Origin of the sequence: Pseudomonas oryzagri, assembly GCF_020831405.1 — a bacterium.
GTDB lineage: Bacteria > Pseudomonadota > Gammaproteobacteria > Pseudomonadales > Pseudomonadaceae > Geopseudomonas > Geopseudomonas oryzagri.
In genome coordinates, this window is sequence record NZ_JAJHPU010000045.1 from 84,349 (window position 1) to 98,671 (window position 14,323).

14 protein-coding genes are annotated in these 14,323 nt (G+C 67.8%); 13 read left to right on the forward strand and 1 reads right to left on the reverse strand.

Annotated elements, in window-relative coordinates; all coding sequences use genetic code 11:
- Positions 1 to 56 precede the first annotated feature (56 nt).
- From LMJ29_RS20105 to LMJ29_RS20165, 13 genes are all read left to right on the forward strand, one after another.
- Positions 57 to 1,115 (forward strand): BKACE family enzyme, encoded by a 1,059-nt coding sequence (locus LMJ29_RS20105; protein ID WP_229607314.1) that lies wholly within the window; start codon positions 57 to 59, stop codon positions 1,113 to 1,115.
- 284 nt (positions 1,116 to 1,399) lie between these two features.
- Positions 1,400 to 2,380 (forward strand): quinone oxidoreductase family protein, encoded by a 981-nt coding sequence (locus LMJ29_RS20110; RefSeq protein ID WP_229607315.1) that lies wholly within the window; start codon positions 1,400 to 1,402, stop codon positions 2,378 to 2,380.
- Positions 2,381 to 2,392: 12 nt separating this feature from the next.
- The gene (locus LMJ29_RS20115) at positions 2,393 to 3,241 is read left to right on the forward strand and encodes a TauD/TfdA dioxygenase family protein (protein WP_229607316.1); all 849 of its coding nucleotides are present in this window, start codon (positions 2,393 to 2,395) and stop codon (positions 3,239 to 3,241) included.
- An 80-nt stretch (positions 3,242 to 3,321) separates the two neighbouring features.
- The gene (locus LMJ29_RS20120) at positions 3,322 to 4,374 is read left to right on the forward strand and encodes a BKACE family enzyme (RefSeq protein WP_229607317.1); all 1,053 of its coding nucleotides are present in this window, start codon (positions 3,322 to 3,324) and stop codon (positions 4,372 to 4,374) included.
- 148 nt (positions 4,375 to 4,522) lie between these two features.
- A complete protein-coding gene (locus tag LMJ29_RS20125; protein WP_229607318.1) occupies positions 4,523 to 5,854 on the forward strand; it encodes an MFS transporter in 1,332 nt (443 codons plus the stop codon).
- Positions 5,851 to 6,519: a DsbA family oxidoreductase gene (locus LMJ29_RS20130; RefSeq protein WP_229607319.1), complete on the forward strand. Its 669-nt coding sequence runs from the start codon at positions 5,851 to 5,853 to the stop codon at positions 6,517 to 6,519. The genes LMJ29_RS20125 and LMJ29_RS20130 overlap by 4 nt, the downstream gene beginning before the upstream one ends.
- Entirely contained in the window at positions 6,516 to 6,842 is a 327-nt protein-coding gene (locus LMJ29_RS20135) for a Rieske (2Fe-2S) protein (protein ID WP_229607320.1), read from the forward strand. Before LMJ29_RS20130 ends, LMJ29_RS20135 begins: the two co-directional genes overlap by 4 nt.
- A complete protein-coding gene (locus LMJ29_RS20140; RefSeq protein WP_229607321.1) occupies positions 6,839 to 7,849 on the forward strand; it encodes a YeiH family protein in 1,011 nt (336 codons plus the stop codon). The genes LMJ29_RS20135 and LMJ29_RS20140 overlap by 4 nt, the downstream gene beginning before the upstream one ends.
- A 115-nt stretch (positions 7,850 to 7,964) precedes the next feature.
- Positions 7,965 to 8,660: a CoA transferase subunit A gene (locus LMJ29_RS20145; RefSeq protein WP_229607322.1), complete on the forward strand. Its 696-nt coding sequence runs from the start codon at positions 7,965 to 7,967 to the stop codon at positions 8,658 to 8,660.
- Between the two features lie 2 nt (positions 8,661 to 8,662).
- Complete coding sequence (locus LMJ29_RS20150) at positions 8,663 to 9,292, forward strand: CoA transferase subunit B (protein ID WP_229607323.1); 630 nt, start codon at positions 8,663 to 8,665, stop codon at positions 9,290 to 9,292.
- Between the two features lie 138 nt (positions 9,293 to 9,430).
- Positions 9,431 to 10,183 (forward strand): hypothetical protein, encoded by a 753-nt coding sequence (locus LMJ29_RS20155; RefSeq protein ID WP_229607324.1) that lies wholly within the window; start codon positions 9,431 to 9,433, stop codon positions 10,181 to 10,183.
- Positions 10,184 to 10,445: 262 nt separating this feature from the next.
- The gene (locus LMJ29_RS20160) at positions 10,446 to 11,804 is read left to right on the forward strand and encodes a DUF1329 domain-containing protein (protein ID WP_229607325.1); all 1,359 of its coding nucleotides are present in this window, start codon (positions 10,446 to 10,448) and stop codon (positions 11,802 to 11,804) included.
- A 120-nt stretch (positions 11,805 to 11,924) separates the two neighbouring features.
- On the forward strand, positions 11,925 to 13,136 hold the full coding sequence (locus LMJ29_RS20165) for a multidrug effflux MFS transporter (protein WP_229607326.1): 1,212 nt from the start codon (positions 11,925 to 11,927) through the stop codon (positions 13,134 to 13,136).
- A 63-nt stretch (positions 13,137 to 13,199) separates the two neighbouring features.
- Here LMJ29_RS20165 and LMJ29_RS20170 read toward each other — a convergent pair whose 3' ends face one another.
- Positions 13,200 to 14,213, reverse strand: coding sequence for an AraC family transcriptional regulator (locus LMJ29_RS20170; RefSeq protein ID WP_229607327.1), 1,014 nt, complete (start codon positions 14,211 to 14,213; stop codon positions 13,200 to 13,202).
- Positions 14,214 to 14,323 lie beyond the last annotated feature (110 nt).

The following is a 14,323-nucleotide window of genomic DNA, read 5'->3' on the forward strand; positions in this document are numbered from 1 at the left end:
GTGGGCAGGCTCCTCAGCACACCACGCACAACCCCAACCAATTCTAGGAACACGCCATGAACTTCATCGATGGGTCCCTGTTCGTCGAGAACATGCAGAAACTGGTCATCACCGCCGCCCCCTACGGCCCGGAATGGCAGCCGTCCGACTTCCCGGAGGACATCCCGGTCTCGCTCGACGCCCAGATCCAGAAGGCCGTCGACTGCTACAACGCCGGCGCCACCGTGCTCCACGTGCATGGTCGCGAAGCCGATGGCAAGGGCTCCAAGCGCCTGTCCTTCACCAACCAGCTGGTCGCCGGCATCCGCGAAGCCTGCCCGGACATGATCCTGCAGATCGGCGGCTCGATCTCCTTCGCCCCGGAAAACGACGGCGACGTCGCCAAGTGGCTGTCCGACGACACCCGCCACATGCTGGCCGAGATCAAGCCGACGCCGGACCAGGTGACCATCGCCATCAACACCAACCAGATGAACGTGGTCGAGCAGATGTGCGCCGCCGACGTGCGCGGCACCTCGCTGGATGTCGGTACCCCCGGCTACGCCGCCTACCGCGAGATGACCATCCCGGCCGGCCCCGAGTGGGTCGAGGAGCACATCAAGCGTTTGTCCGCCAACAAGATCCAGACCCACTTCCAGCTGGCCAACATCGCCCAGCTGGAAACCGTCGAGCGCATGATGCGCCGCGGCGTCTGCAACGTGCCGCTGATCCTCACCTGGGTGGCCATCGGCGGCGGCTTCGAAGCGCCGAACATCTACAACCTGGCCAACTTCGTGCGCGCCTGCCCGGACGGCTCGGTGCTGACCCTGGAAACCTCCATGCTCAACACCCTGCCGCTGAACATGATGGCCATGGCCCTGGGCCTGCACGTGCGCTGTGGCATCGAGGACAACATCTGGACGCAGAAGCGCGATCGCAAGATGACCACCGTCGAGCAGATCGAGCAGCTGGTGCGCATCTCCCGCGAGTTCGGCCGCGACATCGCCAACGGCCAGGAAGCCCGCGAGATCTACAAGATCGGCACCTTCTACAAGGACGCCGACGAGACCCTGGCCAAGAACGGCTTCGCGCCGAACCGCAAGCCGGGGCAGAAGGGTTTCACCCACTTCGCGTGACGAGTTAGACCGGCCAGTGTCAGGGCGCTGGCCGGTCCTTGCGCCGGCAGGCGCGTCGGGTCCCTTGGCAGCGGGGACCCGGCGGCGTCTGCCGGCCTTTTTTCGTCCGGCGGCCGGGCAGGGCGCCAATCGGCAAGCGCTGTCATGAAAGGGGCTGTCACGAAATGGCTGTCATGAAATGAAAAACGGCTGTCGCCCGATGAGAAGCGCCGCACAGGACAACTCCCTAAATTCCCTACTACACGAGCGGTATTGCTCAACAAGAATGAATTTGGGAGACAAACATGGCCAAAGCCGTACGCTTCTATGAAACCGGGGGGCCCGAGGTCCTGCGCTACGAGGACGTCGAGGTGGGTGAACCCGGTCCCGGTCAGGTCCGCCTGCGCCACGTGGCGGTCGGCCTGAACTACGCCGACACCTACTTCCGCAACGGCACCTATCCGATCCCGCTGCCCAACGGCATGGGCGTGGAAGCCTCCGGCGTGGTGGAAGCGGTGGGCGAGGGCGTCACCAACGTGGCGGTCGGCGATCGCGTCACCTACACCGGCTTTCTCAACACCCTCGGCGCCTACTCGACCGAGCGCCTGATTCCGGCCGCGCCGCTGATCAAGCTGCCGGAGACCATCTCCTTCGAGACCGCCGCGGCGATGACCATGCGCGGCCTGACCTCCGCCTACCTGATGCGCCGCATCTACGACTTCAAGGCCGGCGACACCGTCCTGCTGCACGCCGCCGCCGGCGGTGTCGGCCTTATCGTCGCGCAGTGGGCCAAGCTGCTCGGCCTCACCGTGATCGGCACCGTGTCCACCGAGGCCAAGGCGGAAGTCGCCCGCGCCCACGGCTGCGACCACACCATCAACTACAGCGTTGAGGACGTCGCCAAGCGCGTGCGCGAGCTGACCGACGGCGTCGGCGTCAACGTGGTGTTCGACAGCGTCGGCAAGAACACCTTCATGTCCTCGCTGGACTCGCTCAAGCGCCGCGGCCTGCTGGTCTGCGTCGGCACCGCCTCCGGGGCGATCCCGCCCTTCGACCCGGTGCTGCTGGCGATGAAGGGCTCGCTGTACATGACCCGTCCGGCGCTGGCCGACTACATCGCCGATCCGGCCGAGAAGGCCGACCTCGCCGGCGAGCTGTTCGACCACGTCGGCAGCGGCCGCATCAAGATCGAGATCAACCAGCACTACGCCCTGCAGGACGCTGTGGAAGCCCACCGCGACCTGGAGTCGCGCAAGACCACCGGCTCGTCGATCTTCGTCATCTGAGGAGGCCCCGCCATGCAAGTCGAACAACTGACCTGCGCCATCGGCGCCGAGCTGGTCGGCGTCAGGCTGGCCGACGCCATCCACGACGACGGCCTGTTCGCCGAGATCCGCGCCCAGCTGCTCAAGCACCGCGTGCTGTTCCTGCGCGACCAGGACATCAGCCGCGCCGAGCACGTGGCCTTCGCCCGCCGCTTCGGCGAGCTGGAGGACCATCCGGTGGCCGGCAGCGATCCGGAGCATCCGGGCCTGGTGCAGATCTACAAGCGCCCCGACCAGCCGATGGACCGCTACGAGAACGCCTGGCACACCGACGCCACCTGGCGCGAGGCGCCGCCGCTGGGCTGCGTGCTGCGCTGCGTGGAGTGCCCGCCGGTGGGCGGCGACACCATGTGGGCCAACATGGTGCTGGCCTACGACAAGCTGCCGGCCGAGGTGAAGGCGAAGATCGAAGGGCTGCGCGCCCGCCACAGCATCGAGGCGAGCTTCGGCGCCGCGATGCCGATCGAAAAACGCCTGGCACTCAAGGCCCAGTTCCCGGACGCCGAGCACCCGGTGGTGCGCACCCATCCGGAAACCGGCGAGAAGGTGCTGTTCGTCAACGCCTTCACCACCCACTTCAGCAACTTCCACACCCCCGAGCACGTGCGCTTCGGCCAGGACTACAGCATGGGCGGCAGCGACCTGCTGCGCTACCTGGTCAGCCAGGCGTACGTCCCGGAGTACCAGGTGCGCTGGCGCTGGAAGCCCAACAGCATCGCCATCTGGGACAACCGCAGCACCCAGCACTACGCCGTCATGGACTACCCGCCGTGCCATCGCAAGATGGAACGCGCCGGGATCATCGGCGACAAGACCTTCTGAATCGCGCATCACCCCGCGTGCATGCAAATGCCGCCCCGACCCGAACGGGGCGGCCAAATAACAAGACCGAGGATCACAACATGCAATTCTTCGACGATTCCCTGCATCCCGAAAACATGGAGAAGGTGGTCATCACCGTCGCCCCCTACGGCCCGGAATGGATGCCCGAAGACTTCCCGGAAGACATCCCGGTGACCATGGACGAGCAGGTGCAGAAGGCCGTCGACTGCTACGAGGCCGGCGCCACCGTGCTGCACCTGCACGTGCGCGAACTGGACGGCACCGGCTCCAAGCGCCTGTCCAAGTTCAACGAGCTGATCAAGGGGGTGCGCGAGGCCGTGCCGGACATGATCATCCAGGTCGGCGGCTCGATTTCCTTCGCGCCGGAAGGCGAGGGCGAGGCGGCCAAGTGGCTCTCCGACGACACCCGCCACATGCTGGCCGAGCTGACCCCGAAGCCAGACCAGGTCACCGTGGCGATCAACACCACCCAGATGAACATCATGGAGCTGCTCTATCCGGAATACCTGGAAGGCACCTCCCTGGCCAACCCGGCCTACCAGGCCGCCTACAGCGAGATGACCGTGCCGGCCGGCCCGGCCTGGGTCGAGGAGCACCTGAAGCGCCTGTGCGCCAACGGCATCCAGCCGCACTTCCAGCTGACCGGCATGCATGCCCTGGAAACCCTCGAGCGCCTGGTGCGCAAGGGCGTCTACAAGGGCCCGCTGAACCTGACCTGGATCGGCATCGGAGGCGGCTTCGACGGCCCCAACCCGTTCAACTTCTTCAACTTCATCCACCGCGCGCCGGACGGCTGCACCCTGACGGCCGAGTCGCTGCTGAAGAATGTCCTGCCGTTCAACGCCATGGCCCTGGCCATGGGCCTGCACCCGCGCTGCGGCATCGAGGACACCATCGTCGACCAGCACGGCAAGCGCTTCACCTCCGTGCAGCAGATCCAGCAGACCGTGCGCATCGCCCACGAGCTGGGCCGCGAAGTGGCCAACGGCAAGGAAGCCCGCGAGATCTACCGCATCGGCGTGCAATACGACACCGTCGAGGAAACCCTGCTGGCCAACGGCATGGCGCCGAACCGCAAGCCGGGGCAGAAGGGCGTGCCGCAGCGCGGCTGAGTCCGGGGCGGGCCGGCGCCATGCCGGCCCGCCTACGCTTCATAGAGGTTGCGCAAAGGCTTCACCCCCGTGGCGAAGCCTTTGCAGAACCCGGTCAGGCATGACCCATAACAACAAGACACCCGCCAGACAGACAGAAGGAGGCAGCATGGCCGCCTACCACCCCACCGCCGACGACGGCGAGGACACTTCCATCGGCATCCCGCGCCGCTATGCCTGGATCGTCTTCGCCCTGACCTTCGGCCTGCTGATCTCCGACTACATGTCGCGGCAGGTGCTCAATGCCGTGTTCCCCCTGCTCAAGGGCGAATGGGCGCTCTCCGACACCCAGCTCGGCCTGCTCAGCGGCATCGTCGCCCTGATGGTCGGCCTGCTGACCTTCCCGCTGTCGCTGATCGCCGACCGCTTCGGCCGGGTCAAGAGCCTGGCGCTGATGGCCGTGCTGTGGAGCCTGGCGACCCTGGGCTGCGCGCTGGCGCAGGACTATCAGCAAATGTTCGTCGCCCGCTTCCTGGTCGGCGTCGGCGAGGCCGCCTACGGCAGCGTCGGCATCGCCGTGGTGGTCTCGGTGTTCCCCCGCGAGATGCGCGCCACCCTCTCCGGCGCCTTCATTTCCGGCGGCATGTTCGGCTCGGTGCTGGGCATGGCCCTGGGCGGGGTGATGGCCCAGCACTTCGGCTGGCGCTGGGCGTTCGCCGGCATGGCGCTGTTCGGCCTGGCGCTGGCGGTGCTCTATCCGGTCGTCGTCCGCGAGGCGCGCATCGCGCCCAAGCGCCTCTCCGATGCCGCCAGCAAGGCGGCGCTCAAGGCCCGGCGCCCGCTGCGCACCCTCTACTCCAGCCGCTCGGTGCTGTCCGCCTACATCGGCAGTGGCCTGCAGCTGTTCGTCGGCGGCACCGTGATCGTCTGGATGCCCAGCTACCTCAACCGCTACTACGAGATGGGCACCGACAAGGCCGGTGGAGTCGCGGCCATCATCGTGCTGTGCAGCGGTATCGGCATGATCCTCTGCGGCATGCTCAGCGACCGCATGTGCCGCAACCGCCCGGACCGCAAGATCGCTCTGGCGATCGGCTACTGCCTTAGCAGCTGCCTGCTGCTGTCGCTGGCCTTCGCCCTGCCGGTCGGCCCCGCCCAGCTGGCGCTGATCTGCCTGGGCATGCTGATCGCCGCCGGCACTTCCGGTCCGGCCGGCGCGATGGTCGCCAACCTGACCCACTACACCGTGCACGGCACCGCCTTCGCCACCCTGACCCTGGCCAACAACCTGCTGGGCCTGGCCACCGGCCCGCTGCTCACCGGCAAGGTGTCCGACCTGATCGGCCTCGACCATGCCTTCCAACTGGTGCCGCTGGTCAGCATCGCGGCGGCGGCGGTGTTCTTCTACGCCAAACGCCACTACCTCAACGACATGGCCCGCCTGAAAGGCGAGGGCGTCGAGGAGACGGCGACCCACGCCGCGATGGAGGCCCAGTCGTGAACCGTATCCTGCACATCGAAGTGTTCTTCGACTTCATCTGCCCTTGGTGCCTGATCGGCAAGCGCCAGCTGGATCGCGCGCTTGAGCGCCTGCGCGCCGGCCGGCCGGATGTCGAGGTGAGCCTGGAGTGGCGCGGCGTTCAGCTGCTGCCGGACTTGCCTGCTCAGGGGGTGCCGTTCGCCGAGTTCTACCGGCGCCGGCTGGGCAGCGAGCAGGCCGTGAGTATGCGCCAGGCCCAGGTACGCGAGGCGGCTGCCACCGCCGGGCTGGACATCGACTTCACGCGCATCGCACGGATGCCCAACAGCGCCGACGCCCACCGCCTGCTGCAGCGCGCCGCCGCGCTGGGCCGTCCGGAGCAGATCGAGGCCCTGCTGGAGCGGCTGTTCGCCGCCTATTTCCACAACGGCGAGGATCTCGGCGATCCCGCCACCCTGCTGCTGATCGCCGAATCCTGCGGCTTCGCCTTCGCGGACCTGGCCGGCAGCCTGCACGGCAACGGTCGCCCGTTCCGCTCGGCGGCCGCCGCACAGGCAGTCGGCGGGGTGCCGTATTTCGTCTTCGACCGCCACCTGGCGCTGTCCGGCGCGCAGTCGACCGAAGTGCTGCTCGGCGCCATGCACGCCGCGCTGGCGCGCCGCGAAGCCGAGGCGCTGACGGCATGACTCTGCGCATCGAAGTCCCGGACGCCAAGGTGCCGGCACCCGGTGGTCGCGCGCTGATCGAGTCCGCCGGCAAGAGCCTGGCGCTGTTCAACGTCGAGGGTCAGTTCTACGCCATCGACGACAGCTGCCCGCACCAGGGCTCCTCGCTGTGCGGCGGCCGCCTCGACGGCAAGGTGATCCAGTGCTGCGCCCACGGCCTGCGCTTCAATCTGGCCAGCGGCTACCTGCTCAACTCGACCGCGCTCAAGGTCGGCAACTATCCGGTCGAAGTGCAGGACGGCCGGGTGTTCATCGTCATCGCTTCCGAGGAGTCCGCGTCATGAGCGCCATCGCTCTCGTTTCCATCAACTGTCGCGTGCGCGAACTGGCGCCGGGCTTCATGGTCAGCCTGATCGTCGCCGCGGCGGCGACCTTCCTCTCCGAGCACTACGGCGCGCCGGTGATGCTGTTCGCCCTGCTGCTGGGCCTGGCGCTCAACTTCCTGTCCGCGGACGGCAAGTGCAAGGCCGGCATCGAGTTCACCGCGCGCACCGTGCTGCGCATCGGCGTGGCCCTCTTGGGCATGCGCATCACCCTGGAGCAGATCGCCGCCCTCGGCTGGAAGCCGGTGGCGCTGGTGGTGATCCTGGTGGCGGTGACCATCAGCCTGTCGGTGGTGGCGGCCAAGGCGCTCGGCTTCCAGCGCCTGTTCGGCATGCTCACCGGCGGCGCCACCGCCATCTGCGGCGCCTCGGCCGCGCTGGCGCTGGCCGCCGCGCTGCCCAACCACCCGCAGAAGGAGCGCGCCACGCTGTTCACGGTGATCGGCGTGTCGGCGCTGTCCACCGTGGCGATGATCCTCTATCCGATGATCGCCAACTGGTTCGGCCTGTCGCCGCAGGAGGCCGGGGTGTTCCTCGGCGCCACCATCCACGACGTCGCCCAGGTGGTCGGCGCCGGCTACAGCATGTCGCCGGAGACCGGCGACACCGCCACCGTGGTCAAGCTGATGCGCGTCGCCATGCTGCTGCCGGTGATCGTCACCGCCGCCATGATCACCCGCATGCAGGGCGCCGACCCCACCGGCAAGCGCCCGCCGCTGCTGCCCTGGTTCGCCGTCGGCTTCCTGATCCTCGCCTGCGTCAACAGCACCGGCTGGGTGCCGACGGTGGTGCAGGGCGGGGTCAACGAGTTGTCGCGCTGGTGCCTGGTCATCTCGATCAGCGCGCTGGGCATGAAGACCCAGCTCAAGGAACTGGCCTCGGTGGGCATCAAGCCGATCCTGCTGATGGTGGGCGAGACCGCCTTCCTGGTCGCGCTGGTGCTAGCGCTGATGCACTGGGGACTGTGATTCCAAGGCAGTTGTAGGGGCGAATTCATTCGCCTTGACGGGGCGTGTTGGCGAATGAATTCGCCGCTACAGCGAGTGCCCGGGCGCGTGTAATCAACAAGAAAGAGAAGGTGCGATGAACAAGATTTATCCCAACGCCTACGCCGCCCTCGACGGGCTGGTGGGGGACGGCATCACCCTGGCGGTCGGCGGCTTCGGCCTGTGCGGCATCCCCGAGGAGCTGATCGCCGCCCTGCGCGAGACCGGCAAGCGCGGCTTCACCATCATCAGCAACAACTGCGGGGTGGACGACTTCGGCCTTGGCCCGCTGCTGTACAGCCGGCAGATCGCCAAGATGATTTCCTCCTACGTGGGCGGCAACAAGGAGTTCGAGCGCCAGTACCTGGCCGGCGAGCTGCAGCTGGAGTTCACCCCGCAGGGCACCCTGGCCGAGAAACTGCGCGCCGGCGGCGCCGGCATCCCGGCGTTCTTCACCAAGACCGGCTACGGCACCCTGGTCGCCGAAGGCAAGGAAACCCGCGAGTTCGACGGCCACTGGTACGTCATGGAGCGCTCGCTGACCGCCGACGTGGCGCTGATCAAGGGCGCCAAGGCCGACAAGGCCGGCAACCTGATGTTCGACAAGACCGCGCGCAACTTCAATCCGCTGTGCGCCAAGGCCGGCAAGGTGTGCGTCGCCGAGGTCGAGGAGATCGTCGAGATCGGCGAGCTGGACCCGGACCAGATCCATCTGCCGGGCATCTACGTGCAGCGCCTGGTGCTCAACGCCAACCCGGAAAAACGCATCGAAGTCCGCACGGTGAGGAACTGAACATGGCCTGGACCCGCGAAGAAATGGCGCAGCGCGCCGCCCACGAGCTGCAGGACGGCTTCTACGTCAACCTCGGCATCGGCCTGCCGACCCTGGTCGCCAACTACATCCCCGAGGGCATGGACGTCTGGCTGCAGAGCGAGAACGGCCTGCTCGGCATCGGCCCGTTCCCGACCGAGGACGAGGTCGACGCCGACCTGATCAACGCCGGCAAGCAGACCGTCACCACCCTGCCAGGCAGCAGCTTCTTCGACAGCGCCGAGAGTTTCGCGATGATCCGCGGCGGCCACATCAACCTGGCCCTGCTCGGCGCCATGCAGGTGTCGGAGAAGGGCGACCTGGCCAACTGGATGATCCCCGGCAAGCTGGTCAAGGGCATGGGCGGCGCCATGGACCTGGTGGCCGGCGTGCGCCGCGTGGTGGTGCTGATGGAGCACACCGCCAAGAACGGCGACCACAAGATCCTCGCCCGCTGCGACCTGCCGCTGACCGGCGTCGGCGTGGTCGACCGCATCATCAGCGACCTGGCCGTGCTGGACGTCACCGTCGACGGCCTGAAGCTGGTGGAGATGGCCCCGGGCGTCGACTTCGACGCGCTGCAGGCCGCCACCGGCTGCACCATCCTGCGCTGATTCGCTGTTTTCCCGCTGTCCAGGCGGCGCCTTGGGGGTGCCGCCGGGCCGCGCTCGCCCGGACGCACGCCGGGCACCGCCGATCCATGGGTCGGCCGCATGACCGGACAGAACAACAAAACGAAGAGGGAAGGGACTATGCGATCCAAACTGCTGCTCTGCGCACTGCTCATGCTCGATTCGCAGGTACACGCCGACGAACACAGCATGCTGCAACTGAGCGAGCTGGACAGCCGCGGCCAGCTGCTGTGCGCCAGCGCCATGCTGTATTTCGATCCCAAGGATCGCATGCCCGATCCGCGCCATCTCACCTCGGTATTCCACCACCTGCAGACGATGCAGACCGACGTCCAGCAACTGGGCCAGCCGGCCGACCTCGACGCCCCGGTGCAGGCCATGAAGAAGGTGTTCACCGAGCTGGACGGGATGCCGGCGACGCGCCGCCAGGAATATCCGCTGCTGGTGCGACAACTGCTGGCCCACCAGCAGGAGCTGCACGAGGCGGCCACCGTCGCCCATGCCGGCGCGGTACGCGAGCTGCCCGCCGAGACTTCCGCCTTGTTGTTCAGTGCGCAGAGCCGCGCCCTGGCCAGCTACCTGTTCGACTACCAGCTGCGCCACTACCCGGTGACGGACAAGGAGCCGTGGCTGCTGTCGGCCGACGAGCTGCAGGCCCTCGATCAGGACATCGAGGCGCGCTTCGCCCAGCTGCGCCAGCGCCATGCCGAGCTCGCCGCCGAGCTCGACAAGATCCGCAGCAGCTACCAGTTCGTGCGCGGCCAGCTGCACAAGGACAGCAAGCGCGCCAACGGCGGTGCCGAGTTCTACCTGGGCCGCGCGGTGACCGATCTCGACGAACTGGCGCTGGCGGTGGCGCAGAACAGCCGTTGAACCCCGGCCCGCCGACCGGAAAGCCCCTGCGAGACCCGGCAGCTTTTTCGTCGACCTGAAGTACGTGGCTGCTTCAGGTGAGACGGACGCCCGCCGTCAAGGGCGGGCGCGACCCGAGCGCCAGCGGGGCGGGCAGAGCCAGGCTCCTTCTCCTTTTTCGGCGCTGGTTCGAGCACGGAAGGCCGCGGCGCGGTCTTCCTGTCCCTCAGTACCACCTGCTGACCCACCTATTTCCCAGTCCCAGAGCCAGAAAACAATAATCATGGAATTCGAGCACACCCTTATTGCTGCCGCCCTTGCCCTGGCCATCGCCGGTCAGGCCCAGGCCGCCGTCTCCGCCGATGAAGCCGCCAGGCTCGGCACCAGTCTGACCCGGGCCGGCGCCGAGGCCGGCGCCAGCGCCGACGGCGCCATCCCCGCCTACCAGGGCGGCCTGACCACGCCGCCGGCCGGCTTCAGGAGCGGCGACAGCATGCGCCCCGATCCCTTCGCGGGCGAAAAGCCGCTGCTGAGCATCGACGGCAAGAACGTCGACCAGTACCAGGACCAGCTGACCGCCACCACCGCCGAACTGGCCAGGCGCTTCCCGACCTTCCGCGTCGACGTCTACCCGACCCACCGCAGCGTGGCGCTGCCACAGTCGGTGCTCGACAACACGCTGAAGAACGCCACCCACGCTCAGTCCAAGGAAGGCGGTGCCGCGCTCGACAACGTGCTGCCGGGCATTCCATTCCCGATCCCGAAGACCGGCGCCGAGGCGATGTGGAACTTCCTGCTGCGCTACCAGGGCGTGAGCATCGCCTCCGAATACGACTCCTGGAACGTCGATGCCGCCGGCAGGGCGAGCCTGTCCTCGACCGGCCAGGCGCACATCAGCTACCCGATCTACGAGAACCTGTCCAAGCCGATCGGCGCCAGGGACACCTACTACCAGATGAAGCTGGCCTACAGCGCGCCGGCCCGTCGCGCCGGCGAGGCCATCATGCTGCGCGACGCCGCCAACCCGCTGGTGCAGCGGCGCAGCGCCTGGCAGTACCTGCCCGGCCAGCGCCGGGTGAAGCTGGCGCCGAACCTGGCCTACGACACCCCCAACCCCGGCACCTACGGCGCCAGTACCTACGACGACGTGTTCGTGTTCAACGGTGCGCTGGATCGCTACGACTGGACCCTGGTCGGCAAGAAGGAAATGTATGTGCCATACAACACCTATAAGCTGACCTACGTTACGGACATCAAGCCGCTGACCACGCCCAACCATCTGGCCGCGGACTACGTGCGCTGGGAGAAGCACCGGGTGTGGGTGATCGAGGGCACGCTGAAGGCCGACGCCCGCCACATCTACCACAAGCGTCGCTTCTACCTGGACGAGGACAGCTGGGTCGCCCTGGCTTCCGACCAGTACGACGCCCGTGGTCGGCTATTCCGTGGCTCCTTCGCCTTCCTGACCCAGAGCTACGACAAGCAGACCCCCGACGCCACCCCGTTCATGATCTACGACCTGATCGAGGGCACCTACAACGTCAATGGCGTGGTCGGCCCGTACGGCGGTATCCGCTACATCGAGCCGTTGTCGAAGACCCAGTGGTCGCCGGAGGCCCTGGCGGGGGCTGGCATCCGCTGATCGCAGCGTGACCAGTGCCCTCCGGCCCGCTGGCGCAGGATGGTGGTCGAACCCCGGGCCGGCCGTACGACGGCCTGCCCGCCGACCGGACCGGCCCTACGAGACCAGAATGCCTTGCCGATGAATCCACCCCAGCTGTTTGTCGTCCTGATCGCCGGCCTCGCCTCGCTCGGCCAGTTCGCCATCGCCACCTACCTGCCGGCGTTCGACGCCATAGGCGCGGAGCTGGCCGCCAGTGCGACGCAGATGCAGCAGTCGCTCACCGCCTATCTGCTGCCATTCGCCCTGGCCATCCTCTGGCACGGCGCGATCTCCGATGCCATCGGCCGCCGCCGCTTCATCCTCGCCGGCCTGCTGCTGTTCACGACCGGCTCGCTGGTCTGCGCGCTGGCGCCGAGCATCGCCTGGCTGTTCGCCGGGCGGGTCCTGCAGGGGCTGTCCGCCGGCATCGGCATCGTGGTCGGCCGCGCCATGCTGCGCGACCGTTTCGAGGGCGCACAAGCGCAGAAGCAGCTGGCCACGGTGGCCATCCTGTTCTGCCTGGCGCCGGCCCTGGCGCCGGTGTGCGGCGGCTGGCTTCTGCCGGTAGTCGGCTGGCGCGGCATCTTCGCCTTCCTCGCTTTGCTCGGCGCGCTGCTGTGCCTGGGTTGCTGGCGCCATCTGCCGGAGACCCTGCCGGCGGAGCGGCGTCAGTCGCTGCATCCGCTCGAGCTGACGCGCGCCTTCGCCGCGCTGCTGCGCGACCGCCGCTACCTGCTGATCTGCCTGGCCAACGCCGGGGTCAACACCGCCATCTACCTCTACGTCCTGAGCGCGCCGGTGTTCGTCACGCGCCATCTGGGCCTCGGTCCGCAGTCCTTCGCCTGGCTGTTCCTGCCGATCGTCGGCGGCCTGCTGGCCGGCTCCTTCGCCGCCCGCCGCGCCGCCGGGCGGCTGCCCGTGGAACTCGCGGTGCAGAGCGGCTACGTCGTGATGCTGGTGGCCGCGGCGCTCAATATCGGCGCCGCGCTGTGGCTGCCGGTCGGCGTGCCCTGGTCGCTGGTGGCGCTGCCGCTGTTCGGCCTGGGCCTGATGCTCACGCAGCCCGGCCTGCAGCTGCTGGCCCTCGAACGCTTTCCCGCGCGTCGCGGCCTGGCCGCCAGCGGCTACGTGACCCTCCAGCAGACCGGCAACGCGCTGTCCGCGGCGCTGCTGGTGCCGCTGCTGCTGGGCAGCACGCTCGGTCTGGCGCTGGGCATGGCCGTGCTGGCCTGCCTGGCGATGCTGGCGTTTCGCCTGGCGCAGCGCGGGTTGAGCGGAGAGCAGCCGCTGTCCGGCGAGCAAAATGCCTGAAACCCAGGCGCGGCGGATGGGGGAGGGGCAGGGCCGACCGAGGGCCGGCCCGCCAGGGCTGCCCTACTTGCGCGGCACGATGTTGTGCTCCGTCCGCCAGGCGGCCGGCGGCATGCCGAACTGGGCGATGAACCAGCGGGTGAAGGAGCTGGGCATCGAGTAGCCGAGCATGTCGGCGATGCGGCCGAGCGAGTAGCCGGGGTTCTCCAGGTAGCGGATCACCAGGTCGCGGCGCACCCCGTTGATCAGGTCGCTGAAGGTCGCGCCCCCTTCCTCCAGGCGGCGCTGCAGGGTGCGCACGTTCATGCCCTGGGTCTGGGCGATCTGTTCGATGGTGGCGCGGCCCATCGGCAGCAGCAGGTAGATGGTCTTGCGCACGTCGAACACCAGCGAGTGCTCGCCCTCGGTCTGCAGCGAATCCAGGTAGCGCCGGGCGTGGCGCGCCATCGCCTCGTTGGCCAGCGGGTTGGCGGCGTCGAGGTCGGCGGCGGCGCAGACGATGCCGTTGAACTCGCTGCCGAACTCCACCTTGCAGCCGAAGATGCGCCGGTGCACGGTCAGGTCCGCCGGCGGCTCGTGGGTGAAGTTGACGCTGATCGGATGCCAGTGGGCGCCGAGCAGGGCGGCGCAGAAGCGGTGCATCGTGCCGACCGCCAGTTCGCTGGCCTGGCGGTTGCGCGTCGGTTCGTCGGTGATCACCTCCTCGCGGATGATCACCGTCTTGCCGGCTTCCTCGATATGGATCGCCAGCGAATCGTTGAGCAGATGGCGGTACTGCACGATCACCTGCAGCGCGTCGCGCAGGCTGCGCTGGTGGCTGAGCAGCAGGCTGACCTCGCCGAAATCCGACAGCTGGCGCAGTTCGGCCATGCGCAGGCCGAAGGTTTCGCAGCCGCTGACCCGTGCCGATTCCTCGAGCAGGTTGATCGCCGCGGCTACCGGGATGCGCTGCTTGGGATCGGCCAGCTGGCTGGCGCTCAGACCGGCCTCGGTGAGCAGATTGTGGGTATTGAGGCCCAGGTGACGGGCGACTTCCGGATAGTTGGTGAGCACGGCGGCTCGGGCGAGTGCAGTCATCTTGTTATATCCGCTCGTTGTCAAAAGGCGTCCCGCTACGCCGGCGGTCTAAAACTTATAGCGCTCGCGTCACTAAATGAAAAGCAATTATCGGCAATTATCGGTTTCTC